The following is a 12,890-nucleotide window of genomic DNA, read 5'->3' as shown; positions in this document are numbered from 1 at the left end:
AAACCGCCCGATGAAGGCGGTTTTTTGTTCAATAACCTTTTATAAATGAACTTGATGAATGGTTCCGTTGATCGTGATGGTCGCGTTGTCATCGCAGGTTCCGCTTCCATAATCTAAAATTGCAACGTTGCCATTTCTTGTAAAATCGATCGCTCCGCTAACGATATGAATGCAATTCCATTTTGCAATTACGGCAGAAGTAATCGTTGCCGTTTGCACATTTCCGGATGGCAAGGTCGTTGTCCAGCTTCCGGTAACAGAAAAAACATTATCGATTAAAATATTTGGCGTGTTGTAACCTTCGGTAAATTCCCGAACGCGTTGTCCGGTTCTCAAGTAAACACCGCCGTTAGGAGTCGTTACAGTCATATTCAAATCGATTGTAGCCTGCGGATGCCCATTTGCTAAAATCGTTTTCACAACTGTTCTGTTTCCTTCTACATGGCGGTCGTTGTGGTAAAAATTGTCGAAAGCATACGAAATGGTTCTTGTGGCTGCATTAAAATCATTGTTGAAGGTCAGAATAATTTTTCCGCGGATTAGATTTCCATTGAATAAAGCGCAGTTTGCGGTTCCGAAATCCAATGTCCTGACTATAGCATTTCCGGTTTGTTGTGTTGTAGTTGTTACGCAGTCGGATAAAAAGCTTTCGGTCGTTTCTGTAGTTTTTCCCGATTGGCTTTCATCAGATTCCGATTGAACGATTTGAAGCACATCATCAGAAATATTGTCAATTTTTGCCGCTGAAGCGATTTCTTCCGAAGTCGTTGACGAATCGTTATTGTTGTCGTCATCTTTGTTGCAGCCAACGGCCAACGTCAGCAGCAAGCTTAAATATAAAATCTTGGTTTTCATAAGGTTGGTTTTAAATTGGTGTTAAGACCGTTGACATTTTAAATAGTTTAATTGAAGCATAACAATTTTCACTTTGCCGTTTTAAACGTAAAGAGTATCTTTGAAAACCAATGAATGTTACTTCACAAATAAAACAGCCGATTCTTCAGGAAATGGAGCTTTTTGAGAAAAAGTTCTACCAGTCGATGACTTCGCAAGTGGCGCTGTTAAACCGGATTACGTATTATATTGTGAACCGGAAGGGAAAACAAATGCGTCCGATGTTTGTTTTTCTGACCGCCAAAATGGTGTCGAAAGGAGAAGTAAATGAACGCACCTATCGCGGCGCTTCGGTTATCGAATTGATTCATACGGCCACTTTAGTCCACGATGACGTAGTCGATGACAGCAACCAGCGACGCGGATTTTTCTCAATTAATGCACTTTGGAAAAACAAAATTGCCGTTTTAGTCGGTGATTATTTGTTGTCTAAAGGTTTGCTGCTTTCGATTGACAATGGTGATTTCGATTTATTGAAAATCATTTCAGTTGCCGTGCGCGAAATGAGTGAAGGTGAATTGCTCCAGATTGAAAAAGCCCGAAGATTGGATATCACCGAAGACATTTATTATGAAATCATCCGAAAGAAAACGGCGACTTTAATCGCAGCTTGTTGTGCGCTTGGCGCGAAATCAGTTATTGAAGATGAAATCCAGGTTGAGAACATGCGGAAATTTGGTGAACTCATCGGAATGGCATTTCAAATTAAAGACGATTTGTTCGATTATACCGAAGAAGCGATCGGAAAACCAACCGGAATCGACATCAAAGAACAAAAAATGACGCTTCCGCTGATTTATGTGCTGAATAATTGTTCGTCCAAGGAAAAATCTTGGCTGATCAATTCGATCAAAAACCACAATAAGGATAAAAAGCGGGTCAAAGAAGTCATTTCTTTTGTCAAAAACAACAATGGTTTGGCTTACGCCGAAGAAAAAATGATCGAATTCCAACAGGAAGCGCTTCAATTGTTGCAAAATTATCCTGAATCTGAATTCAAATCAGCGTTGATTTTGATGGTGAATTACGTCATCGAACGAAAAAAATAAAAAAAGATAAATTTTTTTCGTCCGCGAAAGCCTGCATTTACTAAGGTTTTAATCGTTTAATCACAAAATTTTTATTTTTTTTAATTCTTCGTACAACTATTTCACAACGTTTCCCGTCTATGCTAATAGAAACTCTTTAATAACGATTTTGAAAGTCATCAATTTACATCAGGAAGAACACGAAACCATTCGCCTTGCAGTCGAAAACAACCGACAGGCACAGCAAATGATTTACACGAGATTTTCCCCAAAGATGTTAAGCGTGTGCCGCCAATATATTAAAGATTTGCACGATGCCGAAGATTTGATGATTACCGCTTTCATGAAAGTGTTTACCAATCTGAAGCATTTTGAGTACAAAGGCAGTTTTGAAGGCTGGATCCGCCGGATTATGATTAACGAATGTTTGTCATATATCAGGGCGAAAAAGAAGGTCAGTTTCCTCGAAGATGAATATTACCAGGAAGATTCTTTTAACAATATTGAAAGCAATTTTAGTGTCGATGACATTCAGTTCCTGATCGACGCGCTGCCAGAAGGTTATAAAATGATTTTCAACCTATATGCGATCGAAGGTTATAAACATCAGGAAATCGCAAATATGCTCGGAATCAGTGAAAGCACATCGAAATCGCAACTGCACCACGCCAGGAAAATGTTGCAGGAGCAGATCAATAAATTAAAAAATTACAGTAATGGGACGGAATAAAATGGAGAAGGATTTTAGCGAAAAGCTGAATCGGAGGGAAATCAGCCCTAGTGAGAATGCTTGGGACAGATTGAATGCGATGCTAACTGTTGCAGAAGAAAAAGAAAACAAACCAAAGCGAAATTTCGGATGGTTGTATATCGCCGCCGCTATTGCAGGTTTTTTATTGATTGGAACCATTTATTTGAGTTCGACCCAGGAATTGATCGACTCCAGAAGAGATGATGTAGTTTTTGAAAATGGAAAAAAGCCATCTGAAAATCAATCAAATCTGACAAATCAAAATCAGCAAATTTTAAATCCAACAGATTCATCAGCAATTGCGGATGCGTCAAATCCAATTGTAAAAGATGCAAATAGCGATCATCCAAAACCAATCAAACAAATCCAAAACATCAGAAAAACAAGTGAAAGCCAACTGGCCGAAAATACCATCAATCATCCCGAAGCTTCGGGACAAAACAATCAAAATCAACCAATCATCAATCAAAGAACGAACAGCGCATCAAACGTTGTTTTAGCCAACAACCGGACAGCTGACGAGCTTCTGGCGGTGGCGCAAAAATCAAATCCGGAAAATTCCAAAACATCCGTAAAGGTAAATGCCAAAAACTTATTGTCACAAGTAGACGGCGAACTCGACCAAACCTTCCGTGAAAAAGTCATCAATTCGGTCGGAAAAAATTACAGAAATGCAAAAGTGGCGCTTGCCAACAGAAACAACCTCGAAGAAGAAAATCATTAATCACCATCTTAAAATCACTAAATCATGAGAAATTTCACCATTTACTTAACAACTTTCCTATGCCTTTTTTTAACGAAAATATTTGCTCAGGATATTAAAGGCGAGGTAATTACGCAAACATTTGAAGCGCGTGCCAAAGCGATTGCGGAAAAAATAGAAACCATTACCAAAGAAGAAAAAGCAGCACTCAAAGCCGAAGTCGAAGTCGTAAACCAGCAACTCGAAAATGCTGAGATCTCTGCTAAAGATGCCGATGATAAAAAATTGCAACTCGCCGAAACACGCGCAAAAAACATTGAAAACCGCACCGCACAAGCTGAACAGGAACTTAAAGATTTGGTGCAGCAAAAGGTAGACGGCAAAATCACCGAAAACGATTCGACTAAAAAGTTTCTGATCAGCTGGAAGTATAATAAAAAGAAAAACGAAAAAGAGTTTGGCGAATCCAGGACGACATCGCAATTTGTTTTTGCGCTCGGAGGAAACAATTTAGTGACCAATAAAGCGCTTGCCCATTCCGATTTCAGGTATTTTGGGTCACATTTTTACGAATGGGGCGTTACCAACAACACGAGAATCCTCAAAGAAAACAACCTGCTGCACATCAAATACGGATTGTCGTTGCAATACAACAATTTGCGCCCGACAGACAACCGTTTGTTCGAAGAAAACGGCAAGCAAACCGATTTGGTTGAAGCCGTAATCCATCTTAAAGATTCGCGTTTCAGAAATGTAAACCTTGTAGTTCCAATTCACCTCGAATTTGATTTTTCAGGCAGCGAAATGAAAGACGAGAAGCGCATTTTCAAAACGCACGAAAGTTTCCGCGTCGGACTTGGCGGTTACGCGGGTTTCAACGTCAAATCCAAGCAAATCCTCGAGTTCGAAGATGCCGACGGAAACGATGTCACCCAAAAAACGAAGGGCAGCTACAACGTCAACGATTTCATCTACGGAGCCAGTGCTTATGTGGGTTACAAAGAAATCAGCTTGTATGTAAAATACGACATCAACCCGCTTTTTAAAGACAATGCCACAGACCAAAACAACATTTCATACGGCGTTCGTTTCGATTTCAATTAGATTTTGTTAGAGTTAGTTTTATACTTGAAGCGCTTCGAAAGAGGCGCTTTTTTTGATTATCAGGAGCTGTTTCCGGCTATCCGCTGTATCTTTTGTTCTGCTGCGCGCCACAAAAGGATGCCGCTGCTATCCGGGCTAGGGCTGTTGATTTTCATCAAGAAATAAACTTAAAAACTTTGTATCTTTGACTCTTTGTAACTTTCCAATTCTCCACAACAATTGATCTCAAAATCCACGATAGACACCGTTTTTGAAACTGCCCGCGTTGAGGAAGTCATTGGCGATTTCGTGCAATTGAAACGTGCCGGAAGCAATTTCAAAGGACTGAGTCCGTTTTCTGATGAGCGTTCGCCGTCATTTATGGTTTCTCCGGTCAAGCAGATCTGGAAAGATTTTAGCTCCGGAAAAGGCGGAAACGCAGTCGCTTTCCTGATGGAACACGAACATTTCACCTATCCTGAAGCCATTCGCTACCTCGCGAAAAAGTACAATATCGAAATTGAGGAAACCGAACAAACGGCTGAGGAAAAAGCCAATACAGATGTTCGCGAAAGCATGTATCTCGTTTCTGAATTTGCACAGAAATATTTCCACGACACGCTTTTAAATTCTGAAGAAGGCAAAGCCATCGGGCTTTCGTATTTCAAGGAACGCGGATTTACGAATGAAACCATCAAGAAATTCGGGCTTGGTTATTCGCCTGAAATCTGGGATGCATTTTCAAAAGAAGCGCTCGGGAAGGGTTATAAACTTGAATTTCTTGAAAGCACCGGACTCACGATCAATAAAGAAAGACTGATCGACCGTTTTCGCGGACGCGTCATGTTCCCAATCCACAGCATGTCGGGCCGCGTATTGGGTTTTGGTGGTAGAATTCTCGGAAATGATAAAAAAGCAGCCAAATATCTCAATTCGCCTGAAAGCGACATTTACCATAAAAGTAAAGTGCTTTATGGGATTTTCATGGCGAAACAAGCGATTGCAAAACAAAATAATTGTTATTTAGTTGAAGGTTATACCGATGTGATCCAATTCAACCAATCGGGAATTGAGAATGTAGTGGCATCTTCGGGAACGGCTTTAACGCCAGACCAAATTCGCCTCATAAACCGATTGACAAAAAACATTACCGTGCTTTTTGATGGAGATGCTGCAGGTTTGCGTGCTTCTATCCGGGGAATCGATTTGATCCTTGAAGAAGGAATGAACGTCAAAGTCTGCACGTTTCCAGATGGCGAAGATCCGGATAGTTTTGCAAAAAAAAATTCCTATGAAGCTTTGTTGCAATATCTTGAAACGAACGCCAAAGATTTCATCCAGTTCAAAGCTTCGTTATTAATGGACGAATCGAAGAATGATCCGGTGAAAAAAGCCGATCTGATTCGCGATATGGTTACGAGCATTTCAAAAATCAAAGACAGGATCCAACGGGAAATTTACATTCAGGAAACTTCGAGGATCATGGATATTTCCGAGCAGGTTTTGCTGAATACTTTGGCGCAGCTTGTCCAGAAAGACATTACCGAAACGGGCAAGAAAATCAAAGAAGAGCAAAAAGCATTCGAAGTTGTTAAAAATGAAAATCCGGTTGCTACCGAAAAAATCGATGTTTTATACGAACTTGAACGAAAAATCATCGAAATTTTATTGCTTTACGGCAACAAAACCGAAGAATTTGAAGATGTGCTTTTGAAAACCAACGAGCAAGGCGAAATTGAGCAGGTTGCCGAAATGAAAGAATACAAAGTCTACCAACGGATTTATTTAAGCCTGCAGGAAGACGAAGTGGAATTGGCAAATCCTTTATTCAGGGATATTTACAACGATCTGATTGCCTTTTTTCATCAGAACGAAAACTTCAGCCTTGAAAATTACCTCAAAGAATTGAAACCCGAATTTTCGCACGAAGTCACCGATATTTTAATGCTCGAAGAGCAGCAATCACTGCACAATTGGGAAGGCCAGCAAATTATAGTGAAACTGAAAGACCAAACTATTGGACAATATGTTTCTGAAACGATTTTAACCATGCGTTGGTTTTTGGTCGACCGTATTATAGAAGAATTAAAATCGGAAATCTCATCAGAACCAGAAGCAGACAACACAGAGCCATTATCAATGGCCATGGATTACTACAAACTGATCAATGCTTTTTCTAAGAAACTGGGTCGTGTTATGTCTCGATACAGCAATTAAACGATCTCCAGCGTTTTTGCTTTATTCACCAAATCAACCAAATTGGTTACATTCAGTTTCGTGAGTAATCTTAATTTATACGTACTGATCGTTTTTTCATTCAATCCTAAAATAGCAGAAATTTCATTGTTTTTCTTGCCGTTGCTAAGGTAACGCAACACTTCAATTTCGCGGTTTGAAAGTTTTCTGTAAAGCCTTTCGCTTTTGTTTTGCTTGGCAATCAGCGCGAGGTTTTTCTTGATCGTATCATTCAGGATGATGTTTCCGGAGTGTACTTTTTGTATCGCGATTCCAAGTCCTTCGAGTTTTGAAGTTTTATGCACATATCCGGCAACACCGGCTTTAATAGCGTTTGGCGCATAAATTTGTTCCGCAAAACTACTAAAAACTATAATCTTGGTTTTTGTGTAATTTTTGATGATCGCTTTGAGTTCGTAGATACTCGAAAGCCCGTCAAGATCCAGGTCTAAAACCAATACGTCAATTTCCTTGTTGTAGAGAACATCTTTTACCATTGAAAAGTTTCCAACGTTGGCTACTATGCTGATATCGGAATGATCCTTAAAATAAGATTTCACCCCAAAGTGCACAACAGGATAATTATCTGCCAAACAAACTTTAATCATTTCCGTTATTTTTTAAATTATAAATTACAAATCAAATCTAAATTTAGTTAAAAAAAATATAATATCAACCAAAATTTAGACAAACTACACTTTCTGACGATTAACGATGCAAACCGGGATCGGATTCATTTTATGTTGGTTGATTTTATTGAGGCGCTGGTAAATTTCAAAAGCTGTTTTTTCGCGTCCTGAAAAGGATTCCACCGTTTTTCCCGCCTCACTTTCGGTCATTGCCCATTCCAATTCGTCGTAACTCGCGCCAATCTGGTCTTCGTCGCTGCGGTCGTCACCGAACAATCCATCGGTAGGTTTTGCAACCAAAATCGATTCAGGAACTTTTAAAAATCTTCCAAGAGCATAAACTTCCGATTTCATTAAGTCGGCAATCGGACTCAAATCAACGCCGCCATCGCCATATTTGGTGAAAAATCCTACACCAAAATCCTCCACTTTATTTCCGGTTCCGGCAACCAATAATCCATAAATTCCTGCAAAATAATACAAAGTACTCATCCGCAAACGCGCCCTGGTATTGGCCAGCGATAAATTTACTTTGGATTCTTCGGCATCAGCCGGGACTTGTTCCTGAAATTTTTCGAAAACCGGAGTCAGGTCGGTGCGCGCAGCCGAAACGTTTGGAAAGCGCTTTTTCAATTGGCCAATATGCTCATTCGCACGGCTTACATGGCTTGGTGCCTGATGGATCGGCATTTCAACACATAAAACCTTCAATCCGGTTTGTGCGCAAAGTGTCGAAGTGACGGCCGAATCAATGCCGCCGGAAATCCCGACAACAAAACCGTTTGCTTTCGCATTTAGCGCATATTCCTTCAGCCAGTTTACAATTTGATCATTAACATTTGAAGCGTCGATTGGATTGTTTTTTTGCATAGTATTTTGAAATTTTAAAAGGCTGCAATGTATATTTGCAAAATTAAAGATATTCCAAAGGATTTCACGGGTATATTTCCCCTAATTTATGGGTAATTTAAGAAAGTTGTAGCTGTCAGAAATAATTTACAACTTTGCCAATGCTAATTTAGCCAAACCAATGAAAAAAACATTTGTAATTTTAACGCTAATTGTTGTGTTATTCGCCTGTGATAAAAAAAGCAAGGTCGAGAAGGCGGTCGAAGAAATTCCGGTCGAAATGAAAGTCGGGCGATTCGATAAAGCGTTCTTTGAAACCAAACCGCAGGATTTACAGAAATTAAAGGAAGAATATCCGCTTTTTTTTCCGAAAGGGAACGATGATAGTGTTTGGATCGAAAAGATGCAAAATCCCCAATGGCGCGAATTGTATACCGAAGTAGAGAAGAAGTTTGCCGATTTTGCTCCCGAAAAAGAAAAGATCGAAGAACTGTACAAACACATCAAATATTATTTTCCGACAACTAAAATTCCGAAAATTATTACGGTAATTTCTGAAATGGATTATCAGAATAAAGTCATTGATGCCGATAGTTTACTGGTTATTTCACTCGAATTGTACCTCGGAAAGACGCACAAGTTCTACCAATTCCCTGAATACATCAAGCAAAATTTTGAACCTGCCCAGATTATGCCCGACATTGTTTCTGCTTTTGCAATAAAAAAAATCCCGCCTCCGGCAGACAATACTTTGCTTTCGCAGATGATCTACCACGGCAAGGAATTGTACCTCAAAGACATTTTGCTGCCTGAATATTCGGATGCCGATAAAATGGGTTATATGCCCGAGCAGATTAAATGGAGCGAGGAAAATGAAAGTTACATGTGGCGTTTTTTTATCGAAAACAAATTGTTGTATGACGGCGATCAGAAACTGATTCCGCGTTTCATCAATCCAGCGCCGTTCTCTAAATTCTATCTTGAAATTGACAATGAAACGCCTGGGCGCACCGGAGTCTGGCTTGGCTGGCAAATCGTAAGGGCTTTCATGCAAAATAATGACATTTCCGTACAGCAAATGCTAAAAATGGATGCCAGAGAAATATTTGAAAAATCTAAATACAAACCCAAGAAAAATGGCGAATAATATTACTTCAGAAATAAAATTCACGGTCGAACTCGATGAAAACCGCGTTCCCGAAAAACTAATGTGGTCGGCTCAGGATGGCGGCATCGAAGCCGAAGAAGCAAAAGCGATGATGCTTTCCATCTGGGACAGCAAAGTGCAGGAAACACTGCGTATTGATTTGTGGACGAAAGACATGCCGGTCGATGAAATGAAATTGTTCTTTCACCAGACCTTAGTGGCCATGTCTGACACTTTCAGGCGTGCTACCGATGACGAAAAAATGGCCGATACCATGAAGGATTTCTGTGATTATTTTGCAGATAAACTGGAATTGACCAAACAGTAATTTTATTGATCCTTTTTTAATGGATTTTGAAGGAAAGATTCAATACACACCAAATCGTGTTAATAAGGTCTTGTTTTTCACATCGTTACATTTTATTGATAAAAAAAATGCAGCAAGTATGTTTACTTGCTGCATTTGTAATTTGAATGCTTTTGAAAAAATCTAATCAGTAGACATGTCAAAAAAGTCTTTATTTACGATTAAGGATTGTCTTAATTTATGAAGACTGTAGAGCTTATTGTCTTTAACTGTAAATTTATGTAATGTTGGAAGATTTGTGACATAAGTATCTATTGTCATCCTTACTTTAATATGGCGTCTTCTCTTCTCCCTGACAGAAACTCTTGAAATTTCGGCGTCACAATTGTCGTATGCAATCCCATAATCACCAATCACAGCCCCATCTATACCTGCTGTAATATAAGTTCTGGTTCCTTTCCAATGTCCATTCTTTTTCTTATACCCTTTTGTTTTTGCTTTAATTCGCCCTTTCCATATTGAAGTTCCTGCCTCAGCATCTGTTCCATACTCACGTCTAACCTTACTAATTCTTTTCAAACGTTCTCCGTTCACAACCTCATATGCAACCTCTGTTAGCTTATCTTTACAGCCACCACTGATGACTGCTGATTTTGGTGTTGTTACCACTACGTTTGGGTTAAATGTTGGAATGGTTCCACTGTTAATTTGTTGTAATGCAACTACATCCATGTTGGAAATTGCAATATATCCGCCTGCGTCGTCTGTAAATTTATAAATTACATAATTTTTAGGTTCGGTTCCAATGATTACTTCAGCCCCTTCGTTTAAAAGTGTTCTTTCGGTTTCGTCATCTATGAAATGATTGTCAGGATCTGTGCTAGCATTCCATGTTCCGTCTCCCTGTGCATAAAGCCAAGCATCTTCAAGGGTAATAAGTTTTAGTCGGAGTGAACAAAAATTGTACTGTGTCTCAAAACGCAATAACGGATTGTCTTCATCAAAACCTGCTGCCGCGGCCAATGCATCGTATTGGTCATCTGTTGAACCTGTCGGTACTGATGCATCAAAAGCATCTGCTTCTGATTCAACATGTGTGTCCAGTTGTGCAATAGTGTTGTTGTAATCATTCCAGTTAGCGAATACTAAGATGTTTTTTGCACAGGTAGTTGGAATGCCGTCGTTAATGTAAATAGCGGTTACGGGATATTGGCTTACCGGAGGAAGCGGTTTTCCTGCAGTTGTTACAGCTGCAGATTTGTTTTCTTCAATAACGTCAGTACTGTCACAGGCATAAAAAACTATTGCACCTGCAAATAATGTGAAAATTAATGCTTTTTTCATGTTTCGTTTTAATTTATTAAAATAGAGAAAAATTAAAAGCGTAACGCAGGCCTGCTATATGCTCTTTTGAGAAAGCAAATGAATAGTTAAATAAATTAAGAAGCTAAGAAAGTTTTTTTTTTAATTTAAAAAAAATGCCATATCATTAAGGCCATTTTTGGCTTGCAGGCTATTTTGTGTAAATTGCTTAAGTGTTATTAAACTGATGCCTTAAATCAGAACCTTAGGCGAATATTTAATAAAAATATTTGTCAGAGATTATTTTGAAAATAACTTTTAACCGTTATTCCTGAAGATTTCCTCGTTGACTTCTTCAATGTAACTCAGAACATCTTCTTTTCCAGTCATTTCGGTCGCTGAGGTGACGAAAAAATTTGGCATTTCAGCCCAGTTGTTAGCCAGCATTTGCTTGCGGTAAGCGGCAATGTGCATGTCGATTTTTACCCTGCTGATCTTATCGGCCTTGGTGAAAATAATGCAAAACGGGATTTCGCTTTCGCCCATGTATTCCATAAATTCCAAATCGATATTTTGCGCCTCGTGGCGAATGTCGATCAGCACGAAAGCACAAACGAGTTGTTCTCTTTTTTCAAAATAATCGGTGATGAATTGCTGGAAAACCGATTTTGTCTTCTTAGAAACTTTTGCATAACCATAACCCGGCAAATCGACCAAAAACCAATTATTATTGATCTTGAAATGGTTGATCAACTGTGTTTTTCCTGGCCTTCCCGAAGTTTTAGCGAGATTTTTATGATTTGTCAGCATATTGATCAATGACGATTTTCCAACATTCGAACGGCCAATGAATGCATATTCCAGAAGCATTTCTTTCGGGCATTTGTCGACTTCAGAGTTGCTGATGATAAATTCGGCGGTGGTAATTTTCATGATCAATAATTTTGTGCAAAGGTAATCAAAAATAAAGTTGAATGCCGAAGGTCAAATGACTAACGAAATTCAACTTTAAACTTATTTTTTGAGGATCGATTATCTAAGATCGTTTGTTATTTGACTTTTAGCTTCGCTCAGTTCGACAAAAGCCTCGAGTGATGTTCGACTTCTACTATAAATGCTTTTCTTTCAGCCAGCCATGCATCAGCATGTTGAATTCATCCGGATGCTCCATCATCGCAGCGTGCCCGCATTTGTCAATCCAGTACAATGATGAATTTGGCAAAAGCTGGTGGAATTCCTCTGCAACTTCTGGCGGCGTTACTTTGTCGTTTTTTCCCCAGATAATACACGTTGGCACATGCATTTTAGGCAAATCTTTGGCCATATTGTGACGGATCGCGCTTTTGGCAATCGTCAGGGTTTTGATCAGTTTGATTCGGTCGTTCGCCATCGCATAAACTTCCTCAACAATTTCAGGGGTTGCGACTTTCGGATCATAAAAAACATCTTCTGCTTTTTTCTGGATGTAATCGCGGTCTCCGCGTCGTGGATAGCTGTCGCCCATGGCGCTTTCATAAAGGCCAGAACTTCCGGTAATGACCAGGCCGAGCATTTTTTCAGGATACATTTTCGTATGGTACAAAGCGATGTGTCCGCCAAGCGAATTCCCAAGCAAAATCACGCGCTCAAATCCTTTATAAGTGATGAAATCCTTGACGTATTTAGAGAAAGCCTTCACGTTTGTTTTTAAGATATTCTGTGTGTAGATCGGCAATTCCGGAATGACAACTTTGTAGCCGTTCTGCGGAAAGTAATCCGCAACACCGTCAAAATTGCTAAGTCCGCCCATCAATCCGTGTAGAATGATGATTGGCGTGCCTTCTCCGGCTTCGAAATATTTATATTTTCCTTCTTTTTTTAATTCGTGTTCCATTGGTTTTATTGATTTCCCGAGTTAGCAGGAGTTGACAAAGATATAATTTTATGAGCAAATGCTACACGGTTTAATGTTATTTGAACTGT

Annotated in this window: 13 protein-coding genes; 7 read left to right on the top strand and 6 right to left on the bottom strand. The window is 39.4% G+C overall.

What is annotated here, in order from left to right; genetic code table 11:
* Positions 1 to 39 precede the first annotated feature (39 nt).
* A complete protein-coding gene (locus BLS32_RS00950; protein ID WP_091391442.1) occupies positions 40 to 855 on the bottom strand; it encodes a hypothetical protein in 816 nt (271 codons plus the stop codon).
* A 110-nt stretch (positions 856 to 965) separates the two neighbouring features.
* On the opposite strand from BLS32_RS00950, the gene BLS32_RS00945 reads away from it, so the two are divergent.
* From BLS32_RS00945 to dnaG, 5 genes are all read left to right on the top strand, one after another.
* Positions 966 to 1,943 (top strand): polyprenyl synthetase family protein, encoded by a 978-nt coding sequence (locus BLS32_RS00945; protein ID WP_091391441.1) that lies wholly within the window; start codon positions 966 to 968, stop codon positions 1,941 to 1,943.
* A gap of 148 nt (positions 1,944 to 2,091) precedes the next feature.
* The gene (locus BLS32_RS00940; protein WP_091391440.1) at positions 2,092 to 2,652 is read left to right on the top strand and encodes an RNA polymerase sigma factor; all 561 of its coding nucleotides are present in this window, start codon (positions 2,092 to 2,094) and stop codon (positions 2,650 to 2,652) included.
* Complete coding sequence (locus BLS32_RS00935; RefSeq protein ID WP_139171667.1) at positions 2,639 to 3,397, top strand: hypothetical protein; 759 nt, start codon at positions 2,639 to 2,641, stop codon at positions 3,395 to 3,397. Before BLS32_RS00940 ends, BLS32_RS00935 begins: the two co-directional genes overlap by 14 nt.
* Positions 3,398 to 3,421: 24 nt before the next feature.
* Complete coding sequence (locus BLS32_RS00930) at positions 3,422 to 4,480, top strand: TolC family protein (RefSeq protein ID WP_091391438.1); 1,059 nt, start codon at positions 3,422 to 3,424, stop codon at positions 4,478 to 4,480.
* Positions 4,481 to 4,699: 219 nt separating this feature from the next.
* Positions 4,700 to 6,676, top strand: a complete 1,977-nt coding sequence (gene dnaG / locus BLS32_RS00925) for a DNA primase (RefSeq protein WP_091391437.1) — start codon at positions 4,700 to 4,702, stop codon at positions 6,674 to 6,676.
* Here dnaG and BLS32_RS00920 read toward each other — a convergent pair.
* A complete protein-coding gene (locus BLS32_RS00920) occupies positions 6,673 to 7,302 on the bottom strand; it encodes a response regulator transcription factor (RefSeq protein WP_091391436.1) in 630 nt (209 codons plus the stop codon). The two genes, dnaG and BLS32_RS00920, sit on opposite strands and share 4 nt — an antisense overlap.
* An 84-nt stretch (positions 7,303 to 7,386) precedes the next feature.
* Positions 7,387 to 8,193 (bottom strand): NAD(+) synthase, encoded by an 807-nt coding sequence (gene nadE, locus BLS32_RS00915; RefSeq protein WP_091391435.1) that lies wholly within the window; start codon positions 8,191 to 8,193, stop codon positions 7,387 to 7,389.
* A gap of 160 nt (positions 8,194 to 8,353) precedes the next feature.
* On the opposite strand from nadE, the gene gldB reads away from it, so the two are divergent.
* The gene (gldB, locus tag BLS32_RS00910; protein ID WP_091391434.1) at positions 8,354 to 9,319 is read left to right on the top strand and encodes a gliding motility lipoprotein GldB; all 966 of its coding nucleotides are present in this window, start codon (positions 8,354 to 8,356) and stop codon (positions 9,317 to 9,319) included.
* On the top strand, positions 9,309 to 9,647 hold the full coding sequence (gldC, locus tag BLS32_RS00905) for a gliding motility protein GldC (protein WP_170227498.1): 339 nt from the start codon (positions 9,309 to 9,311) through the stop codon (positions 9,645 to 9,647). The genes gldB and gldC overlap by 11 nt, the downstream gene beginning before the upstream one ends.
* Positions 9,648 to 9,809: 162 nt before the next feature.
* Here the strand turns inward: gldC and BLS32_RS00900 are convergent, their stop codons facing one another.
* From BLS32_RS00900 to BLS32_RS00890, 3 genes are all read right to left on the bottom strand, one after another.
* On the bottom strand, positions 9,810 to 10,970 hold the full coding sequence (locus tag BLS32_RS00900) for a hypothetical protein (protein ID WP_091391433.1): 1,161 nt from the start codon (positions 10,968 to 10,970) through the stop codon (positions 9,810 to 9,812).
* 276 nt (positions 10,971 to 11,246) lie between these two features.
* Entirely contained in the window at positions 11,247 to 11,861 is a 615-nt protein-coding gene (gene yihA, locus BLS32_RS00895) for a ribosome biogenesis GTP-binding protein YihA/YsxC (protein WP_091391432.1), read from the bottom strand.
* A 175-nt stretch (positions 11,862 to 12,036) separates the two neighbouring features.
* Positions 12,037 to 12,801 (bottom strand): alpha/beta fold hydrolase, encoded by a 765-nt coding sequence (locus BLS32_RS00890; RefSeq protein ID WP_091391431.1) that lies wholly within the window; start codon positions 12,799 to 12,801, stop codon positions 12,037 to 12,039.
* Positions 12,802 to 12,890 lie beyond the last annotated feature (89 nt).

The organism is Flavobacterium noncentrifugens (assembly GCF_900100375.1).
GTDB lineage: Bacteria > Bacteroidota > Bacteroidia > Flavobacteriales > Flavobacteriaceae > Flavobacterium > Flavobacterium noncentrifugens.
This window is presented reverse-complemented; position numbering and strand designations above follow the sequence as displayed.

Bases quoted from the DNA above. Each gene is read 5' to 3' on its own strand.
- BLS32_RS00900 (WP_091391433.1), bottom strand. From the start codon at position 10,970: ATGAAAAAAGCATTAATTTTCACATTATTTGCAGGTGCAATAGTTTTT.
- BLS32_RS00920 (WP_091391436.1), bottom strand. From the start codon at position 7,302: ATGATTAAAGTTTGTTTGGCAGATAATTATCCTGTTGTGCACTTTGGG.
- yihA (WP_091391432.1), bottom strand. From the start codon at position 11,861: ATGAAAATTACCACCGCCGAATTTATCATCAGCAACTCTGAAGTCGAC.
- gldB (WP_091391434.1), top strand. From the start codon at position 8,354: ATGAAAAAAACATTTGTAATTTTAACGCTAATTGTTGTGTTATTCGCC.
- BLS32_RS00930 (WP_091391438.1), top strand. From the start codon at position 3,422: ATGAGAAATTTCACCATTTACTTAACAACTTTCCTATGCCTTTTTTTA.
- gldC (WP_170227498.1), top strand. From the start codon at position 9,309: ATGGCGAATAATATTACTTCAGAAATAAAATTCACGGTCGAACTCGAT.
- BLS32_RS00950 (WP_091391442.1), bottom strand. From the start codon at position 855: ATGAAAACCAAGATTTTATATTTAAGCTTGCTGCTGACGTTGGCCGTT.
- BLS32_RS00935 (WP_139171667.1), top strand. From the start codon at position 2,639: ATGGGACGGAATAAAATGGAGAAGGATTTTAGCGAAAAGCTGAATCGG.
- BLS32_RS00890 (WP_091391431.1), bottom strand. From the start codon at position 12,801: ATGGAACACGAATTAAAAAAAGAAGGAAAATATAAATATTTCGAAGCC.
- BLS32_RS00945 (WP_091391441.1), top strand. From the start codon at position 966: ATGAATGTTACTTCACAAATAAAACAGCCGATTCTTCAGGAAATGGAG.
- nadE (WP_091391435.1), bottom strand. From the start codon at position 8,193: ATGCAAAAAAACAATCCAATCGACGCTTCAAATGTTAATGATCAAATT.